We start from the raw sequence: 16,021 nt of genomic DNA, 5'->3' as shown, positions 1-16,021 counted from the left end.
TTGACAAACGCATCCGCGAACATCCACATGGACCTGCGCCAGCTTCCCGCGCTGAACGCGCTGCGGGCCTTCGAAGCCGCCGCCCGTCACGAGAGCTTTTCGCGCGCCGCCGACGAGCTTTTCGTCACGCACGGCGCGGTCAGTCATCAGATACGCGCGCTGGAGGCCGAACTCGGCGTGGCGCTTTTCGCCCGCGACGGCAAGCGCGTGCGCCTCACCGATCGCGGCCGCCAGTACGCAGCCGACGTGCGCGCGGCGCTCGTCGCGCTCGCGGAATCGACGCGGCGCATGCGCTCGGGCGACCGGGACCGGCGGCTCGTCGTGTCCATGCTGTCGTCGTTTTCGGCGCGCTGGCTCACGTCGCGTGTGGGCGGTTTCATCGAAAAGCACCCGGAATTCGACCTGGAACTGCTGTCGACGAACGCGCTCACCGACTTCAGCCGCGACGACGTGGACGTGGCCATCCGCTTCGGCTATGGCAAATATGCGGGCGTGCACGCGGAGCCGTTGCTCGACGAAGTGTTTTTTCCAGCGTGCTCGCCGCGCTTCAATGGCGGCGCGTTGCCGCGCGTGCCGGCCGATCTCGCGAACATGCCGCTTCTGCGCTCCGGCGACGAGCTCTGGCGTCCGTGGTTCGACGCTGCCGGCCTGCCGGACATGCCGGAGCCCAAACGCGGCGTCTTGTTCGAGGATTCGTCGAATTTGCTGCAAGCGGCCATCGACGGCCAGGGGATCGCGCTCGTGCGGCGCTCGCTCGCGATGCAGGAAATCATCGACGGGCGGCTCGTGAGGCTTTTCAACGTGGATGGTCCAAGTCCTTGGACCTATTACTTCGTGTGTCCGCCGGAGTTGCTGGCGACTGCGCGCGTGCAGGCGTTTCGGGAGTGGATCTTCTCCGAAGCGGAGAAGTTCAGGCAGCTTTACGAGCGCACGCCCGCCGTGTGCGATGCGCCCGCACCCGCATGCAATCTCAGAGCACTACCTTGACCATCGGGTGCCCGGTGAGCGCGCGATAGATGTCGTCCAGATGCGCGCGGTTCTGCGCGCGCACCGTGCACGTCAGGCCCGTGTAGTTGCCGCCGGACGACGGCCGCGCTTCGACGCGCGTGACGTCGAACGCGTTGTCGAACTCTCGGATCACGGTGACGATGGTGTCCTGAAACTCGGGATGCGACTTGCCCATCACCTTGATCGGGAAATCGCAGGGGAAATTGAACAGCTCGTCGGTGCTGCTGGCCTGCGTCGGATCGGCCGACTGCGGCTTCGAATCGAATGAATCGAACATGGGTTTCTCCTTAACCGGCGCGTCCCGCCTGCTGCGCGAACTCGCGCGACTTCGCCCGCTGGTAGGCGTCATACAGCGCAGCATAGACCGGGCCGGGACGGCCGTTGCCGACAGCCTGGCCGTCGAGCGCGGTGATCGGCATGACTTCTTTCGTCGCCGAACTGATCATGATTTCGTCGGCGGCGCGCAGTTCGGCCTCGGTGATGTCGCGTTCCTCGAACCGGATGCCCGCCTCGGCCGCGAGTTCTTCGACGAGTCCGTAACGGATGCCTTCGAGAATGCGCGGGCCGCGCGGCACGCCCAGCAGCGCGCCGTCCTTCACTACCCACACATTTGAGGACGATCCTTCGGTAAGCAAGCCGTCGCGCAACTGGATGGTTTCGAGCGCGTCGCTTTCCGCCGCGTGCTGCGCCATCAGCACGTTGCCGAGCAGCGAGACCGATTTGATGTCGCAATGCAGCCAGCGCTTGTCCTCGGCCGTCACCGCGACCGCGCCTTGCGCGCGGCTCGCGGCGCTCGGCAGCACGAGCGGGCTCAACATCACGAAAACGGTCGGCGTGATGCCGGCCGGGAACGCGTGCCCGCGCTTCTTCGCGACGCCGCGCGTCACCTGGATGTAGACGAGGGCATCGCCCGGACCGGCGTTCGCGTCGATTGCGCGGGCGATGAGCGCGCGCCAGCCCGCGTCGTCGAACGGATTCTCGATGCGGATCTTGCCGAGGCTGCGGTTCAGCCGCGCGAGATGCTGCGCGAGCCGAAACGGCAGGCGCACGCCGCCGTTCTGCGCGTAGAGCGGCACGACTTCATAGATGCCGTCGCCGAAGATGAAGCCGCGATCCAGCACCGGAATGCGTGCCTCGGAAAGCGGTCCCCACTCGCCGTTCAGATAGACCGTCGGGTTGAAGTCGTCGGCTTGGCTTTGGCTCATTCGAACCGCTCCGTTGGAACAGAAAACGCGATTACTTCTTCTTTTGCCACATCAGCAGCGCGGAATCCCACAGGCGGCCGAACAGACCGGCTTGCGGCACGTCCTGCAACGCGACGAGCGGGAACTGCGCGACGTCCTTGCCGTCCGCCACCATGCGCACGGTGCCGATCTGCTGGCCCTTCTTGATCGGCGCGATCAGCAAGTCGTTGCGCGTGATCGTCGGCTTGACCTTGTCGCCCAGGCCCTTCGGCACGGTGATGTATTGATCCGTCTCGACGCCCGCCTGCACGTTGTCCGCCGCGCCCTTGTAGACGCGCGGCGATTCGATCACCTGATTCGCCTTGTAGAGGCGCAGCGCGTCATACGCGGTGTAGCCGTAGTTCAGCATCTTGAGGCTGTCCTGCACGCGCGCCGATTCCTTCGGCTCGCCCATCATCACGGCGACGAGACGCCGGCTCGCGTCCGGCATGCCCGGCAGCGAACGCTTGGCCGTGGCGATCAGGCAATAGCCCGCCGCTTTCGTGTGACCGGTCTTGAGACCGTCGACGCTCGGATCGAGCCACAGCAGGCGGTTGCGGTTCGGCTGCTTGATCTTGTTGTACGTGAATTCCTTCTCCGAGAAGATGCTGTAGTACTCGGGGAAATCGCGGATCAGACGCGTCGACAGCACGGCGAGGTCGCCTGCCGTCGTGTAGTGCTGCGGATCGGGCATGCCGTTCACGTCGGCATAGTGCGTGTGCTTCATGCCGATGCGCTGCGCCGCGCCGTTCATCAGATTGACGAAGTTGGCCTCGCTGCCGCCGACGAGTTCCGCGAGCGCGATCGCCGCGTCATTGCCCGACTGGATGATCATGCCGTACACGAGGTCATGCACCGTGACCGGCTTGTTCGCCTCGATGAACATGCGCGACTCGTCCGTCCTTACGCGGCGCACGGCCTCGGTCGGCATGACGGTCTGGTCCATGTTGATCTTCTTCGACTTGAGCGCGTCGAAGACGAGATACGCGGTCATGAGCTTGGTGAGCGACGCCGGCTCGACGCGTTCATCCGGATTGCCGGATGCGAGCACCTGATTGCTGGTGGCATCGACGAGCACCCACGAATGCGCGGTCACCGCGGGCGGCGGCACCTGCGCGAACGCGCTCGCGGCAGCGAGGACGGCCGGCAGCACGACGGCCGCCTTGAATGCGCGGCGGTGAATGGCGGTAGTGGAAACGAAAGCGGAGACGGGCGAAACAGAAAAGCCGGAAGGGAAAAAGCGCATAGGATCGGTCGGCAGAAAGAGCATCGGCGCTCCGCCCGGGGTGATCCGAAAGGCGGCGAAGCGCGGGTTGAACAGGCAGACCGTTCATGCCGGTCGCGCTCTTCGCCTGCTGGCGGAAACGGGCACGCGGGGTGCCGCGGCGAAGAGCGCACATTCGACAGACGGCCGCGCCATCGGTTCTCAAACGTTTGTTTTCGAACGTCGCGTAGGCCGGCAATGAGCCGGCGCTCTGGCGTCGGGCTTTTCGCCGCAGCGTCGGGTCACAGGGTGCCAACACAACGTTGGAAAGCAGCGTTGGAAAGCAGCGTTGTGACACGGAGTCGCGGCGAAAAAAATTCTGCGCCATTATACGCGCGGCCAAGAGCGCGATTACGGCGAATCTGCGTGAATCCAGCGCGAATCCGCGCTTTTTCAGGCGATGCCTTAAGCGAAATGTCGATTCGCGATGACCGCGTGAACCGACGCGCGGCGAAAGCCTTCGGAAGCCTAACGCCAGGCGTCGACGATGACGCGCTTGAGAATATGCAGCTTGCGATGGAAGAAATGCTCGCCGCCCGGAATGACGACGACCGGCAGTTCTTGCGGCCGCGCCCAGTCGTAGACGGAGGCGATGGGCACCGTATCGTCCACCTCACCGTGAATCACGAGCGTGTTCTCGGGAACCGGCGCGACTTCCCAGCGGCTCGCCGCCGTGCCGACGAAAACCATGCGCTCGATTGCCTGCCCGCTTTCCTGCATGCGCTTGGCGACATGCGACAGCACGAAGGTGCCGAAGGAAAAGCCCGCGAGCACCATCGGCACGTCGCGCTGGCCGGGTTGCGCGCGCATGTGATCGATGACCGCGAGCAGGTCTTCGCGCTCGCCGATGCCGTTGTCGTGCTCGCCTTCGGTCTGCCCGACGCCGCGAAAATTGGAGCGGTACGTCGTATAGCCGAGCTGCACGAAGGTGCGCGCGAGCGTCTGCGCGACCTTGTTGTCCATCGTCCCGCCGAAGAGCGGATGCGGATGCGCGACGAGCGCGATGCCGCGCGGCGCGGACTCCGTGCGATCGAGCGCGACTTCGATCTTGCCCGCCGGGCCGTCGATGAGGAATTTTTCTGTTTGCGCGTTCATGAAGGCGGGCGTCAGGCGGGTTGATCGATCAGAAGACGCTCGACGACCTTGCCGTTGGCGAGATGCGAATCGACGATTTCGTCGATGTCGGTCTCATCGACATACGTGTACCACGTGCCTTCCGGATACACGACGACGACCGGCCCTTGTTCGCAGCGGTCGAGACACCCGGCCTTGTTGATGCGCACTTTGCCCTCGCCTGCGAGGCCGAGCTTCTTCACGCGCTTTTTCGCATGCTCCTGCATGGCTTGCGCGTTGCAGTTCGCGCAACTGGGACGCGAGGCGTCGGCATCGCGCTGATTCAGGCAGAAGAACACGTGGTACTTGTAGAAGGAGTCCATGAGCGTCCGGCGATGGGGGTGTCGGTCGATTATAGCGAGCGATTTCGGGGGATGTGTCGGCGGAAGTTGGCGCTTTAGCGCCTTACTCCCGCCCCATGCAAGGCGGTCGGCGGGAACTGTCGCCCTAGCGATCCCCGCCCGCGCCATCTCCCCCACCCCGCCTCCCCATCCACGCCCTTTCCGCCGCTGACGCGAGCCACCCCAACGCCGCATACGGCCACACCCACGCGAGCCAGTGCAGCAGCCCGTTGAAATGCAGATACCGCCCCTGCCGCCAATCCGCGAGCACGATATCGAAGTACGGATTCACCGGCAGCAGATTCACGAGCGCGAGCCCCACGACGAGCGCCGCGCCCGCCAGCGCCGCCCGCAGCGCGCGCGGCAGCGACACGGCCAGCACGCCCGCCACCGCGCCGATCCCGATGCCTTCGAGCGCCCCGTCCGTCGCCCAGTCGAAGGTCAGCCCGGCGCGCGATTGCAGGAACGACGCCCCCGCCTTCGCAAAGAGCGTCGCGACGATCAGCCCGAGCATGAGCCGGATGCGCGGCGCGCGCTCGCGGGTAAGCAGCGTGACGAGCACGAGCGCCGCGAACAGATTCGACGACGTGATCATCGCTTCCCACGATTCGTCGGACAACAGCGCGCCGAGCCGGTCCGGCCACGTCTCCACGTCCCACGCCGCGGGCGTCCACGCGAGAATCGCGTCCTGCATCGCAGGATCGAGCTGATCCCACAGCACGCGCGGCAAGTCGCCGCCGCCGAACAGATACGGCGCAGGAAACATCGACGCGAATGGCCACAGCGCCGACAGTCCGATCACGTAGGCCGCGTGCCGCTCGAACCAGGTAAAGCGAATCCGCCGCAGCAAGCCGCGGTCGAGCAGCGCGCTGGTCGCGGGCGCGGCGAGCACGCCGCCGATCAGCGCGCCGAGCGCATTCGCGGCGAGATCGAGGTTGGACGCGACGCGCGTCGGAAGATACGTCTGGATCGATTCCATCGCGCCCGACAAGAGCGCGCCGCCCGCGAACGCCGCGCACACCGCGAGCGAGCCGCGCCAACGCGGATACAGCGCGAGCACGATCAGCGCGCCGAGCGGCATATAACCGAGCACGTTGGTGACGACATCGAAAGCCGTCAGATAACGCGGCAGCGGATCGGTCAGAAACGCGAACGGCCCGAGACCGAGCGAGCGCCAACCGGAAAACGGATACAGCGAGCCGTACACGACGAGCACCGCGTACGCGACGAGCGCCTGCCGCGAGAACGCCGACGGGCGGCGCTGCCATTGCTTGATCGTCATGAGCCGCCCAGGCGCGTCCGTTCGAGCGGATTGGCGATGAAACGCGCCGTCATCGCGATGCGGTGAGCGGCTGCGCGCCGAGCCACGCGCCGAGTTGCGCGATCAGATCGTCCGATGCGGCCGCCAGCGCCCGCGCGCCGCCCGATGCATCGGCGCTCGGCGCGGGCGCGCTCGCCGTGAACATGCGCTGCGCGATGACGCGGCCCTGCCGCGTGAGCGTCGCCCGCACCGATACGACGCCATGACTGCGTTCCGGCGCATCGAAGACCTGTTCGAAGCCGGTCAGCTCGATCTCCAGCAACGGCGCGCGCACCGTGTCGGCGCCCGTGAGCACCGGGCCGCGCTGCGAGAGCGTATCGCGCAATCGCTGCGTGAGAAGTTGCGCGGGCGGCATCGTCCAGTGGCTCGCCGCATAGCTGCCGGTGCGCTGCGCATCGACGTAACTCAGGCGATAGACGAACGCGTCGGTTTCCAGATCACGCGACGCGCGCACCGCGAGCACCTTGACCGGCGGCATTTGCACTTCAGTCGTGGGACTCGCAGGGCTGGCGGCGGGCCGCGCGCCGAGGTCATAGCGCGCGTCCGGCGTCGCAGGCGGGTTCGTCGCGCAGCCTGCCAGCATCGCGATGCAGGCGAGCGCAAGCGCCAACGGTCGTTTCAACTCAGCAAGTGACATAGGAATCCTTCGTTGTCCTGTTCTATGGCCTCGTTCAGCGCGATGGATTCGCGGGCCACACGAAGCCCGGCTCCCCCGGCCCCGGCGGCATCGACGGCGCGCCGAACAGCACGCTGCGCGGACTCGCGCTGAACGTATCGGCGGCCCGGTCGACCGAACGCGCGGCGGCGCCGAGATCCTCGGTGAACGAATAGAGGCGCGGCAATGCCTCGAAGCTCACGCGCGCCGTCACGTCGCGTAGCGATTCATTCATGTCCGCGAGAGCGGCTGCGGCCTGTTGCGCGGCGTCGCCCGCTTTGTTCAGGTTGGTCACGAACGGTCCGTTCTCGCGGTTCAGGTTCTGCATCAGCGCGTTCGTCGAAGCGAGCGTCCGATCCAGCTGATTCAGCGTCTGCGGCAGATGCGCGGTTGCGGGCGCGACCTGGCTCGCGAGCGAAGCGATGCCGTCCGCCGCGCCCTTCAGGCTTTTCGTGGTGTCGAGAAGCTGATCGCGCACGTCGTCGGAGAGAAACTTGTCCGCGTCTTCCGAAAGACGCTCGAACTTGCGCAGAATCACATCGCCGCGTTCCTGCAACTGCTCGAAAAGCCCCGGACGCATCGGCACTTCCGCGACGTGCTGCGGCGACGACGCGAGCGCGGTCGTGTCCTTGCCGCTGTCGTCGAGCTGCACGAACGCGATGCCCGTCACGCCCTGAAAGCCTAGCGTCGCGAAGGTGGAGTGCGTCATCGGCGCGTTGCGGTCGACGAGAATGCGAATGCGGATCTGCCCCGGATGCGCCCGGTCGAAGCGGATCGACTCGACCTTGCCGACGCCGAGCCCGCGGTAACGCACGGCGGCATCGGTGAAGAGGCCCGTCACGTTGGTCCGCGCAATCAGGTCGTACGGCACGCGCACGGTGCGGTCCACGTTGAAGAAGAACGCCGCGAACGCAATGGCCAGCACGAGCACGATGGTGAACAGCCCGGTCCAGAACGCATGTGATTTGTTTTCCATCGGCAGGTTCCTTGTCGCTTTTGCGCCGGACTACTTCACGGTGATGGTGGCGTCGTCGAGCGCGGCGGCGGGCAGCTTCGCGCGGCGTTCGGGCGGCAGCGCCTGAAGCGCGCGCCGTCCGCGCCGCCCAAGAAAATACTCGCGGATGAACGGATGATCCACCGCGACCGCTTCTTCCACCGGCGCCGCGACGAGCACGCGCCGGTCCGCGAGCACGGCGACGCGCGTGGAGAGCGCGACCATCGTATCGAGATCGTGCGTGACCATGACGACGGTGAGACCGAGCGCGCGATGCAGCGTCGCGATCAGATCGACGAACTCGTCCGATGCCTTCGGGTCGAGACCGGCCGTGGGCTCGTCGAGAAAGAGCAGTTCGGGTTCGAGCGCGATGGCCCGCGCAATGCCCACGCGCTTGACCATGCCGCCCGAGAGCGCGGCCGGCATCTTGGTCGCGTGCTTGCACGAAAGCCCGACCATTTCGAGCTTCAGCATCACGAATTCGCGGATGAGGTCTTCGGGAATCTTGCCGAGTTCGCGAAACGGCTGCGCGATGTTGTCGTACACCGACAGCGACGAAAACAGCGCGCCTTGCTGAAACATCATGCCCGAGCGCGTGCGCAGCATCTTCGCGGTCTCGGGGTCCATGCGCGCCCATTCCTCGCCGAGCACGCGAATCACGCCCGAGGTCGGCGATTCGAGCCCGAGAATCTGCCGCACGAGCGTGGTCTTGCCGGAACCGGAGCCGCCCAGCAGCGCGACGATTTCGCCACGGCGCACCTCGAAGTTCAGATGCTCGTGAATCACCGTGCTGCCGTAGCGTTTGGTGACGTCGCGCACTTCGATGACCGGCTCCGCGATCGCGGGCGGCGGCTGATGGCGCACGGCGGTGGCGAGCGTCGTCGACATGGCGTCAGAGCCCCACGTTCTGAAAGAGAATGGCGAACACCGCGTCCGCGAGAATCACGACGGTGATCGACGTGACCACGGACGTCGTCGTGCCTTCGCCGAGACTCTGTGAATTCGGCTTGATGCGAAAGCCGAAGTGGCACGCGGCGAGCGCGATCAGCATGCCGAACACGACGCCCTTGCCCAGCCCGATCCACAGATTCGCAATCGGCACCACGGACGGCAGCGAGCGGATGAAGAACGAAATGTCGATGGACAGCACGAGCTTCGCCGCGAGCGCGCCGCCCGTCAGCGCGATGATGTTGGTCCACATGACGAGCAGCGGCATGGCGACGCCGAGCGCGAGCACGCGCGGCAGCACGAGGCGCAGGCCGTGCGGAATACCCATGACCTGCATCGCGTCGAGTTCCTCGGTGACGCGCATCACGCCGATCTGCGCGGTGATCGCGGAGCCCGAACGCCCGGCGACGAGAATCGCGGACAGCACCGGGCCGAGCTCGCGGATCACCGACAGCCCGAGAATGTTCACGATGTACTGGTTCGCGCCGAACATGCGCAGCTGCTGCGCGGACAGGTAACTGAGCACGATGCCGATCAGAAACGCGACGAGCGCCGTGATCGCGAGCGCTTGCGCGCCGGCGCTATAAATGTTCGCGGAGATCTCCGTCCACGGAGTCCGTTGTGGGCGACGGATCAAACCGAGCAGATCGAGCACGAAGCCACCGAACATCGCGAGGCCGCCGTGCAGGTGATCGAAGAACGCGAAAATCAGGTGTCCGAGCCGCGTGACAGGATCGGTGCGATCGACGGCCTCCGGCTCCTCGCGCTCGGCGTCGAGCAGCGCGACGCGCTCGAAGATTTCGCGCTGCGTGTCGGAGAGCGCCACGGTGGCGGGCATCTTGCGGCCCCAGATGCGCCAGAGCGCCTGCCCGCCGACGTGATCGAGCCGCTCGATCGATAGCAAATCCCACTGCCCGATGGCCTCGCGTCCGATCGCGCGCAGCCGCCGCGTGACGCCGGTTTTCGAGCGGTCACGCGCGAGCGCGAGCGCCGTCCACTGGCCCGAAAGACGGACCACCTTGCCTTGCTGACCGGCTTCCACTCGCAGGCGGGGCGGCGTGTCGAAGTTCAAGGATCGAAGGGGCGTTGGAACGCGGTTTGAGGGAGAGGGACATTGTAACGAAGGTTCGTTGCGCGGCGGCGCGATCCGCCACGCTAAGGCGCCGAGCCCGCCCGCTACAATATCCCGATGACCCCGACTCCCGCCTTCGCCCCCGACGCGCCCTGGCGCATCGACCGTAACCGGCTCGCCACGCTCGCCGAGCGTGCCGCGCGCGACTGGACCATCGAGATCGTCGACGAGACCGGCTCCACCAACGCCGATCTCGTCGAGCGCATGCGCGCGCTCGCCCGCGACGTCGCGCAACGCACGCCGCCCGCGCCGGTGGCGCGCATCGCGTATGCGCAGACCGCCGGGCGCGGGCGTCGCGGCCGCGCGTGGCTCGCCGAGCCGGGCAATGCGCTGCTGATGTCGGTGGGCTACGTGCTGCGGCGGCCCATCGAAGGGCTGTCGGGCTTGAGTCTCGCCATCGGCACCGCCGTGCTGGACGCGCTCGCGCGCCTGCCGCTCACGCCGTCCGCGCGCCCCGCGCTGAAGTGGCCGAACGACGTGCTGCTCGACGACGGCAAGCTCGCCGGCATCCTGATCGAGACGGCGTGGAATGCGCCGGGCGCGACGGCCGTGGTGATCGGCATCGGCGTGAATCTGCACGGCGCGGAGCAGCTCGCCGCGCAAGTGGACGACGCGAACCGCCAGTCGCCGTCGACCGCCGCGATTCCCGGCGCCGCGCCCGCCGCGCTCGCCCGCGCGTGGCCGGACGCGAATCTCACGGACACGCTCGCCGCGCTGCTGAATGCGCTGGACACGGCGCTGCCCCGCTTCGAAGCGGACGGCTTCCGGCCGTTCCGCCAGCGCTGGACCGACGCGCACGCGTACGCGGGCCGCGAAGTCGTGCTGATCGATCAGGGACAGGAAGTCACGCGCGGCGTCGCCACCGGCGTCGACGACAGCGGCCACTTGCTGATCGACGCGCCCGAAGGACCGCGCGCCGTCGCGACGGGCGAACTGTCGCTGCGGCTCGCAAAGGAGCGTCCGTGAGCGACGCGCCGATGCTGCTGATCGACGCGGGCAACAGCCGCATCAAGTGGTCGCTCGTCGACGAAAACGGCGCGGCTATCGCGGGCGGCGCGCTGGAGCACGAACGTGAATCCACGCCGCGCGATGCCGCCGAGCCGGCGCTCGCCGCATGGTCGGCGCTGCCTCGACCCGACAGCGCGTGGATCTCGAACGTGGCCGGCGCGGCGGCGCAGGCGCGCATCGACCGCATGATCGACGCGCGCTGGCCGGCGCTGCCGCGCACCGTCGTGCGCGCGAAGGCCGCGCAATGCGGCGTGACAAACCGCTACGTCGAACCGGACAAGCTCGGCAGCGACCGCTGGGCGGGCCTGATCGGCGCGCGCGCCGCGTTTCCCGGCGAGAACGTGCTGATCGCCACCTTCGGCACCGCGACGACGCTCGAAGCGTTGCGCGCCGATGGCGTCTTCACCGGCGGATTGATCGCGCCGGGCTGGTCGCTAATGATGCAATCGCTCGGCAGCCACACCGCGCAACTGCCGACACTCGATGCCGCCGCCGCGCGCCGCGCGCTCGGCGACCCGGAAGCGGCCCCGCGCAGCCTCTTCGCCACCGATACGGCCGCCGCGCTGTCGGCGGGCTGCCTGCTCGCGCAAGCGAGTCTGATCGAACGCGCATGGCGCGATCTCCGCGCGGACTGGCAGGCGGACGTGCGGCTCGTGCTCGGCGGCGGCGCGGCCAGCGAGATTGCGGGCGCGCTCGCGGTGCCGCACACTCGCCACGATTCCCTCGTGCTCGCCGGCCTCGCGCTCATCGCGCGGGAATCGGCCACGCACCGAACTGACTGATTACGAACCGACTGACGGAGCCCCTGGCATGCTGCGCTGGCTCATTGCCTTTCTCATTCTGGCCAACGTGCTGGTGTTCGCGCTCGTGCACGGCATGTTCGGATCGTCGCTGCCCGCCGCGGGCGCGCGCGAGCCGCATCATCTGTTGCAACAGGTGCGGCCCGAAACGCTGACGACGCGGCCGCTGCGTCCCGAGGAAGCAGCCGATCAGCCGCAGGTCGGCGGTCCCGCGCCCGCCGCGAGCGTGGAGACGAAGCCGCTCGGCCAGTAACGCGGCCGTTCAGGACTGCGCGCGGACTTTCTTCAAGAGCGCGGTGGTCGAGCGGTCATGCTCGAACGCAATCGCGAGCGCCTTGCCGCCCCAGCCGCGCACGAGCGCCGATTCGGCGAGCTTGTCCATGTCGTAGTCGCCGCCTTTGACGAGCACGTCCGGGCGCAGCGCGTCGATCAGTTGCAGCGGCGTCGATTCCTCGAACTTCACGACCCAATCCACGCTTTCGAGCGCCGCGAGCAGCGCCATGCGGTCGTCCTCGCGATTGATCGGGCGATCGTCGCCCTTGCCGAGCGTGCGCACGGAGGCATCGCTGTTCACGCCGACGATCAGCGTCGCGCCGAGCGCCTTCGCGTCGGCAAGATAGGTCACGTGTCCGCGATGCAGGATGTCGAACACGCCGTTGGTGAACACGACCGGCCCCGCGAGCGTCGGGCGGAGCGCGGCGAGCGCGTCGCGCGTGGTGATCTTGCGTTCGAAAGTGGCGGGCATGGCGTTGCTCAACGGGTAGTTCGGAAAGCGCGCATTGTGCCACGGCGTCTCGCCGGCGAAGCAAGCGGCCTGGAAAGCAAAACGGCCCGCCGATGTGAGCCGGCAGGCCGTTTGTTCATGCGAGCGACACGCTGTTACACCTGTCAGGCGGGCTGTCCGCTGGAGCCGCCGGACGCGGCTTGCAGACGCTGCACCACTTCCTTGCGATAGCGGTTCAGTTCCTGCGCGGTGACGAACGACCGCTCGAAGAGAATCGAGAGGTTGTGCAGAATGCGCTCGACGACCTTCTTCTCCCAGCTATCGTCGAAGCGGATCTGGTCGTCCAGCCAGCGTTCGAGCCATTCGGGATCGGGCAGACGCGACTGCACGGTATCGCGCGGAAACAGCGCCTGATTGACGTGCAGGTTCGTCGGATGCAGCGGCTTCTCGGTGCGACGGGCCGAGGCCATCAGCACGCCGATCTTCGCAAACGCGGCGCGTGCCGAATCGCCTGCATTGGCGAGCGCCTTTTTCATGTAGCGCAGATACGCGCCGCCGTGCCGCGCCTCGTCGCGCGAAATGGTTTCGTAGATATGCTTGATGACCGGCTCGGTGTGCCATTCGGCCGCGCGGCGATACCAGTGATTCAGGCGGATTTCGCCGCAGAAGTGCAGCATCAGCGTTTCGAGCGGCGGCGCCGGATCGAATTCGAAGCGCACGGCGTGCAGTTCTTCTTCCGTCGGCACCAGTTCGGGCCTGAAGCGGCGCAGATATTCCATCAACACCAGCGAATGCTTCTGCTCTTCGAAAAACCACACGCTCATGAACGCGGAAAAGTCGCTGTCATGGTGGTTGTCACGCAAAAACATTTCGGTTGCGGGAAGAGCGGACCATTCGGTGATCGCGTTCATCTTGATGGTCCGGGCCTGCTCGTCGGTGAGCAGGGACGCATCGAACTTGTCCCAGGGGATGTCCTTCTCCATATCCCAACGGACGGATTCCAGCGATTTATAAAGTTCCGGATAAAGCATGGTGTTCATAGTCCACCCCTGAAGCCACTTATGCGACGTTATATCTGTATGACGGTCGGCCAAACGTGCGCGATAACCGCTGCGCACGAGCAACCAAGCTTTCAATTTTACGCGGGATTCCGGCGGCCACAGGCGAAAAACGACAAGGAAGCACCCGATGCAGCGCTGTCGCAACGCGCCAGCCGCCTTCGACAAGCGCGTTCTTGCGCGCGTGCCGCCTTGCGTGCGTCGTGTTCAACCTTGGGTGAGAAGCGAACCCTGTGCCCAGGTTCCGTCGAGGCTTTCGTCGTGCCGCCTGCTCAGCGGTTTGCAGCAAAGACGCATACGTGCGCCTGACCAGCGCGGCGAAGCGACTAGCGCCGGCGCGCGCGGACGCACGTTTGGTCGATGCCGCGACGTCCGCAGGCCCGCTCGGGCTCGCGCGAGCAAGCCTTTCCGATCATAGCACGGCGCTTTCGCGCCAAGCCGCCACGAACTCTTCGATCGGCGTCAAACCTGCGAGATGCTCCACGCCATCGTTCAGCTTGCGGCGCAGCGCCGGACTGCTGCCGCCGACCCAGATGCGGATGTGCGGCGGCAACATGCTGCGCAGCTCGGTCAGTCCGTTCGCGATGACCTGAGCCGGAAGCACCGCCGTGAACGACAGCCCGACGACATCGACCTCGTGCGCCACCGCCGCGCTGACGATGTCGTGCAGCGGCGTCTGCAACCCCAACTGCACGCATTCGCACTCGCAGAGGCTGAACATGGCTTCGGCCATCAGAATGCCGAGACCGTGGCCTTCGCCGGAGAGCGTCGTCAACAGCACGCGCGGCCGGCCGCCGCGGCCACGCAGCGCCTCGGACAGCGGGCGCATCAGCGTGCGCAGCGTGAACTGGATCGACTCGCTGAACAAATGCTCGTGGTAGACCTGGAGCGTGCCCGCCGCCCACGCGTTTCCCACCCGGGCGGCAAGCGGCGCGGCGACGTCAACCACGAAACGCTCCAGACCGTCGCGCGTCGCGCGTCGCAGAAGTCCGAAGCGGAAGTCCTCGTAGGCGCCATTGCGCAGTAGCGCGATGAAGTGGTCCAGTTCGGCGTCCGGCGCGTCCTGCCCGACGCCCGAGGACTCGGCGAGTTGCTGCAACGCCTCGATCGGCTGCGCGAGGACCTTGCTCGGCCGATGCCCCGCGTCCAGCAGGCGTTTGACGAGCCGCAGCTTCGTCACCTGTTCCTGCGGATACAGCCGCTCGCCGCCGGGCGAGCGCATGGGCTGCGGAAAGCCGTAGCGCCGTTCCCAGACGCGCAGCGTGTCCTTCGTCAGACCAATCTCCTGAGCGATGGCGCCGATGCCGACGCCGCTCAGGCCCGATCCCACCGAACGCACGAGCGGAGCGTCCGACGGTGATTCAGCCTGTCCTGCAGCACCCGCGTCTCGCTCGGGCTGTAGAGTTTCTTCCGATGAGTTTGTCATGGACAAAACGGTAATTGAACACACGGACGGTCCGTTGCACGTTGCATGCCTGCGTCGGCAGGTGGACAAAACCGCTCTCGCTCCATAGTGAATGATAGACAAAATATGTCAATCAGTAGCGACGTCACGACGCCACACGAGTCGGCGCGCATCCAAAAAAAACGCCTGGCGAGCGCGGGCCGCCAGGCGTTGTCTATCAGCCGATGCCGCTTGCGCGACATCCGCGCGATGCCTACTCCGGTTTCTTTCTCGGCGGCGTCTTACGCGCGGCCGCTTTTTTCGCCGCTGCGGCGGCGGCTGACGTGTCGTCGCCCGGTTGGCTGCTGGGAGCCGGCGCGGTCGAACTTTCTTCGGCCGACGCCGACGGCTGACCCGCCGGCGCGCCCGCCATGCCGGGCTGAATCATCGCCAGTTGCGCGAGCTGGTTGAACTGCGATTGCAGCGCGTTCCACCATCCGCTCGGATCGAAGCCCGGCGGCAGCGGCGCGTCGGACTTCGCGCCCGCGTCCGGGTTGTCGCTCTCCGTGGGCGCCGCGCGCTCGCCCGGCGCGGCCTTGGGCGCGTCGCTCGATGCGGCGCCGCCCATCGGCCAGCGGCCCGCCGCCTTCGATGTCTCCGCCGCCGCGTTCTGCGCGCTCTCGACGGACGTCTGAGCGAACGCGCCGAAAGCGCGCAGCGTGGCGAGCGTCGCGCGCTGCACTTCCAGCGCCTGAATCGCCGATTGCAGCATGTTGAGGTTGAGCTTGAGCCACTGCTCGACGGCGCGCATGTCGGTCACACGCTTGTCCAGTTCCTCGATGTTCGTAAGCGGCGCGAGCATGTCCGACATCATGGAAAGCGAGGGATTCGCGCCCTGCGCGCCGCCCGACATCGCGGCCGCGAACGGATTCAGGCGCATCATCTCCCACATCTTGCCCATCATGTCCGCCTGGCCCAGGCCGGAGAAACCGGGGAAGCCGGGAATCGAAAACGGCGGGGTGCCGCCTGAGGTGTCCGTCATTCGTCG

The 16,021-nt window shown here is 66.7% G+C and carries 18 protein-coding genes; 4 read left to right on the top strand and 14 right to left on the bottom strand.

Features of this window, described 5'->3' with window-relative positions:
* The first annotated feature begins 27 nt into the window (after positions 1-27).
* A complete protein-coding gene (locus tag NCR34_RS01700; protein WP_250499001.1) occupies positions 28-987 on the top strand; it encodes a transcriptional regulator GcvA in 960 nt (319 codons plus the stop codon).
* On the opposite strand, the gene NCR34_RS01695 is transcribed toward NCR34_RS01700, so the two are convergent.
* From NCR34_RS01695 to NCR34_RS01650, 10 genes are all read right to left on the bottom strand, one after another.
* Positions 971-1,285 (bottom strand): DUF493 family protein, encoded by a 315-nt coding sequence (locus NCR34_RS01695; RefSeq protein ID WP_250498926.1) that lies wholly within the window; start codon positions 1,283-1,285, stop codon positions 971-973. The two genes, NCR34_RS01700 and NCR34_RS01695, sit on opposite strands and share 17 nt — an antisense overlap.
* A gap of 10 nt (positions 1,286-1,295) precedes the next feature.
* Positions 1,296-2,213 (bottom strand): D-amino acid aminotransferase, encoded by a 918-nt coding sequence (locus NCR34_RS01690; protein WP_250498925.1) that lies wholly within the window; start codon positions 2,211-2,213, stop codon positions 1,296-1,298.
* Positions 2,214-2,244: 31 nt separating this feature from the next.
* Complete coding sequence (locus tag NCR34_RS01685; protein WP_250499000.1) at positions 2,245-3,477, bottom strand: D-alanyl-D-alanine carboxypeptidase family protein; 1,233 nt, start codon at positions 3,475-3,477, stop codon at positions 2,245-2,247.
* 486 nt (positions 3,478-3,963) lie between these two features.
* The gene (locus NCR34_RS01680) at positions 3,964-4,590 is read right to left on the bottom strand and encodes an alpha/beta hydrolase (RefSeq protein ID WP_250498924.1); all 627 of its coding nucleotides are present in this window, start codon (positions 4,588-4,590) and stop codon (positions 3,964-3,966) included.
* 11 nt (positions 4,591-4,601) lie between these two features.
* Positions 4,602-4,931, bottom strand: a complete 330-nt coding sequence (locus tag NCR34_RS01675; protein ID WP_250498923.1) for a (2Fe-2S) ferredoxin domain-containing protein — start codon at positions 4,929-4,931, stop codon at positions 4,602-4,604.
* A gap of 124 nt (positions 4,932-5,055) precedes the next feature.
* The gene (locus NCR34_RS01670) at positions 5,056-6,231 is read right to left on the bottom strand and encodes a VanZ family protein (RefSeq protein ID WP_250498922.1); all 1,176 of its coding nucleotides are present in this window, start codon (positions 6,229-6,231) and stop codon (positions 5,056-5,058) included.
* Between the two features lie 49 nt (positions 6,232-6,280).
* A complete protein-coding gene (locus NCR34_RS01665; RefSeq protein WP_250498921.1) occupies positions 6,281-6,907 on the bottom strand; it encodes an ABC-type transport auxiliary lipoprotein family protein in 627 nt (208 codons plus the stop codon).
* A 34-nt stretch (positions 6,908-6,941) separates the two neighbouring features.
* Positions 6,942-7,901, bottom strand: coding sequence for an MlaD family protein (locus tag NCR34_RS01660; protein ID WP_250498920.1), 960 nt, complete (start codon positions 7,899-7,901; stop codon positions 6,942-6,944).
* 30 nt (positions 7,902-7,931) lie between these two features.
* Positions 7,932-8,807 (bottom strand): ABC transporter ATP-binding protein, encoded by an 876-nt coding sequence (locus NCR34_RS01655; RefSeq protein ID WP_250498919.1) that lies wholly within the window; start codon positions 8,805-8,807, stop codon positions 7,932-7,934.
* Positions 8,808-8,811: 4 nt separating this feature from the next.
* Entirely contained in the window at positions 8,812-9,939 is a 1,128-nt protein-coding gene (locus tag NCR34_RS01650) for an MlaE family ABC transporter permease (protein ID WP_250498918.1), read from the bottom strand.
* A 117-nt stretch (positions 9,940-10,056) separates the two neighbouring features.
* Between NCR34_RS01650 and NCR34_RS01645 the strand changes: the two genes are divergently transcribed.
* The 3 genes from NCR34_RS01645 to NCR34_RS01635 are packed head-to-tail and all read left to right on the top strand — an operon-like array spanning position 10,057 to position 12,060.
* Positions 10,057-10,965: a biotin--[acetyl-CoA-carboxylase] ligase gene (locus NCR34_RS01645; RefSeq protein ID WP_250498917.1), complete on the top strand. Its 909-nt coding sequence runs from the start codon at positions 10,057-10,059 to the stop codon at positions 10,963-10,965.
* A gap of 11 nt (positions 10,966-10,976) precedes the next feature.
* The gene (locus NCR34_RS01640; protein ID WP_248322235.1) at positions 10,977-11,789 is read left to right on the top strand and encodes a type III pantothenate kinase; all 813 of its coding nucleotides are present in this window, start codon (positions 10,977-10,979) and stop codon (positions 11,787-11,789) included.
* Positions 11,790-11,817: 28 nt separating this feature from the next.
* A complete protein-coding gene (locus NCR34_RS01635; RefSeq protein ID WP_248320966.1) occupies positions 11,818-12,060 on the top strand; it encodes a hypothetical protein in 243 nt (80 codons plus the stop codon).
* Between the two features lie 9 nt (positions 12,061-12,069).
* Here NCR34_RS01635 and rfaE2 read toward each other — a convergent pair whose 3' ends face one another.
* The 4 genes from rfaE2 to NCR34_RS01615 all read right to left on the bottom strand — a co-directional run bounded on the left by rfaE2 (position 12,070) and on the right by NCR34_RS01615 (position 16,015).
* Positions 12,070-12,552 carry a D-glycero-beta-D-manno-heptose 1-phosphate adenylyltransferase gene (gene rfaE2, locus NCR34_RS01630; RefSeq protein ID WP_175939096.1) on the bottom strand — a complete coding sequence of 161 codons (483 nt, stop codon included), beginning with the start codon at positions 12,550-12,552 and terminating at the stop codon, positions 12,070-12,072.
* A 143-nt stretch (positions 12,553-12,695) separates the two neighbouring features.
* On the bottom strand, positions 12,696-13,571 hold the full coding sequence (locus NCR34_RS01625) for a ferritin family protein (RefSeq protein WP_175939095.1): 876 nt from the start codon (positions 13,569-13,571) through the stop codon (positions 12,696-12,698).
* A 430-nt stretch (positions 13,572-14,001) separates the two neighbouring features.
* Positions 14,002-14,928: a MerR family transcriptional regulator gene (locus tag NCR34_RS01620; protein ID WP_248320965.1), complete on the bottom strand. Its 927-nt coding sequence runs from the start codon at positions 14,926-14,928 to the stop codon at positions 14,002-14,004.
* A gap of 319 nt (positions 14,929-15,247) precedes the next feature.
* Positions 15,248-16,015: a PhaM family polyhydroxyalkanoate granule multifunctional regulatory protein gene (locus tag NCR34_RS01615; RefSeq protein WP_250498916.1), complete on the bottom strand. Its 768-nt coding sequence runs from the start codon at positions 16,013-16,015 to the stop codon at positions 15,248-15,250.
* Between the last annotated feature and the right edge of the window lie 6 nt (positions 16,016-16,021).

Origin of the sequence: Caballeronia sp. GAWG1-5s-s (assembly GCF_023631445.1) — a bacterium.
GTDB lineage: Bacteria > Pseudomonadota > Gammaproteobacteria > Burkholderiales > Burkholderiaceae > Caballeronia.
The sequence above is the reverse complement of the archived record's forward strand: the minus strand, read 5'-3'. Positions and strand labels throughout refer to the sequence as shown.

Excerpts from the sequence above, each read along its gene's own strand:
- NCR34_RS01700 (WP_250499001.1), top strand. The coding sequence starts at position 28 with ATGGACCTGCGCCAGCTTCCCGCGCTGAACGCGCTGCGGGCCTTCGAA.
- NCR34_RS01695 (WP_250498926.1), bottom strand. The coding sequence starts at position 1,285 with ATGTTCGATTCATTCGATTCGAAGCCGCAGTCGGCCGATCCGACGCAG.
- NCR34_RS01690 (WP_250498925.1), bottom strand. The coding sequence starts at position 2,213 with ATGAGCCAAAGCCAAGCCGACGACTTCAACCCGACGGTCTATCTGAAC.
- NCR34_RS01685 (WP_250499000.1), bottom strand. The coding sequence starts at position 3,477 with ATGCGCTTTTTCCCTTCCGGCTTTTCTGTTTCGCCCGTCTCCGCTTTC.
- NCR34_RS01680 (WP_250498924.1), bottom strand. The coding sequence starts at position 4,590 with ATGAACGCGCAAACAGAAAAATTCCTCATCGACGGCCCGGCGGGCAAG.
- NCR34_RS01675 (WP_250498923.1), bottom strand. The coding sequence starts at position 4,931 with ATGGACTCCTTCTACAAGTACCACGTGTTCTTCTGCCTGAATCAGCGC.
- NCR34_RS01670 (WP_250498922.1), bottom strand. The coding sequence starts at position 6,231 with ATGACGATCAAGCAATGGCAGCGCCGCCCGTCGGCGTTCTCGCGGCAG.
- NCR34_RS01665 (WP_250498921.1), bottom strand. The coding sequence starts at position 6,907 with ATGTCACTTGCTGAGTTGAAACGACCGTTGGCGCTTGCGCTCGCCTGC.
- NCR34_RS01660 (WP_250498920.1), bottom strand. The coding sequence starts at position 7,901 with ATGGAAAACAAATCACATGCGTTCTGGACCGGGCTGTTCACCATCGTG.
- NCR34_RS01655 (WP_250498919.1), bottom strand. The coding sequence starts at position 8,807 with ATGTCGACGACGCTCGCCACCGCCGTGCGCCATCAGCCGCCGCCCGCG.
- NCR34_RS01645 (WP_250498917.1), top strand. The coding sequence starts at position 10,057 with ATGACCCCGACTCCCGCCTTCGCCCCCGACGCGCCCTGGCGCATCGAC.
- NCR34_RS01640 (WP_248322235.1), top strand. The coding sequence starts at position 10,977 with ATGCTGCTGATCGACGCGGGCAACAGCCGCATCAAGTGGTCGCTCGTC.
- NCR34_RS01635 (WP_248320966.1), top strand. The coding sequence starts at position 11,818 with ATGCTGCGCTGGCTCATTGCCTTTCTCATTCTGGCCAACGTGCTGGTG.
- rfaE2 (WP_175939096.1), bottom strand. The coding sequence starts at position 12,552 with ATGCCCGCCACTTTCGAACGCAAGATCACCACGCGCGACGCGCTCGCC.
- NCR34_RS01625 (WP_175939095.1), bottom strand. The coding sequence starts at position 13,571 with ATGAACACCATGCTTTATCCGGAACTTTATAAATCGCTGGAATCCGTC.
- NCR34_RS01615 (WP_250498916.1), bottom strand. The coding sequence starts at position 16,015 with ATGACGGACACCTCAGGCGGCACCCCGCCGTTTTCGATTCCCGGCTTC.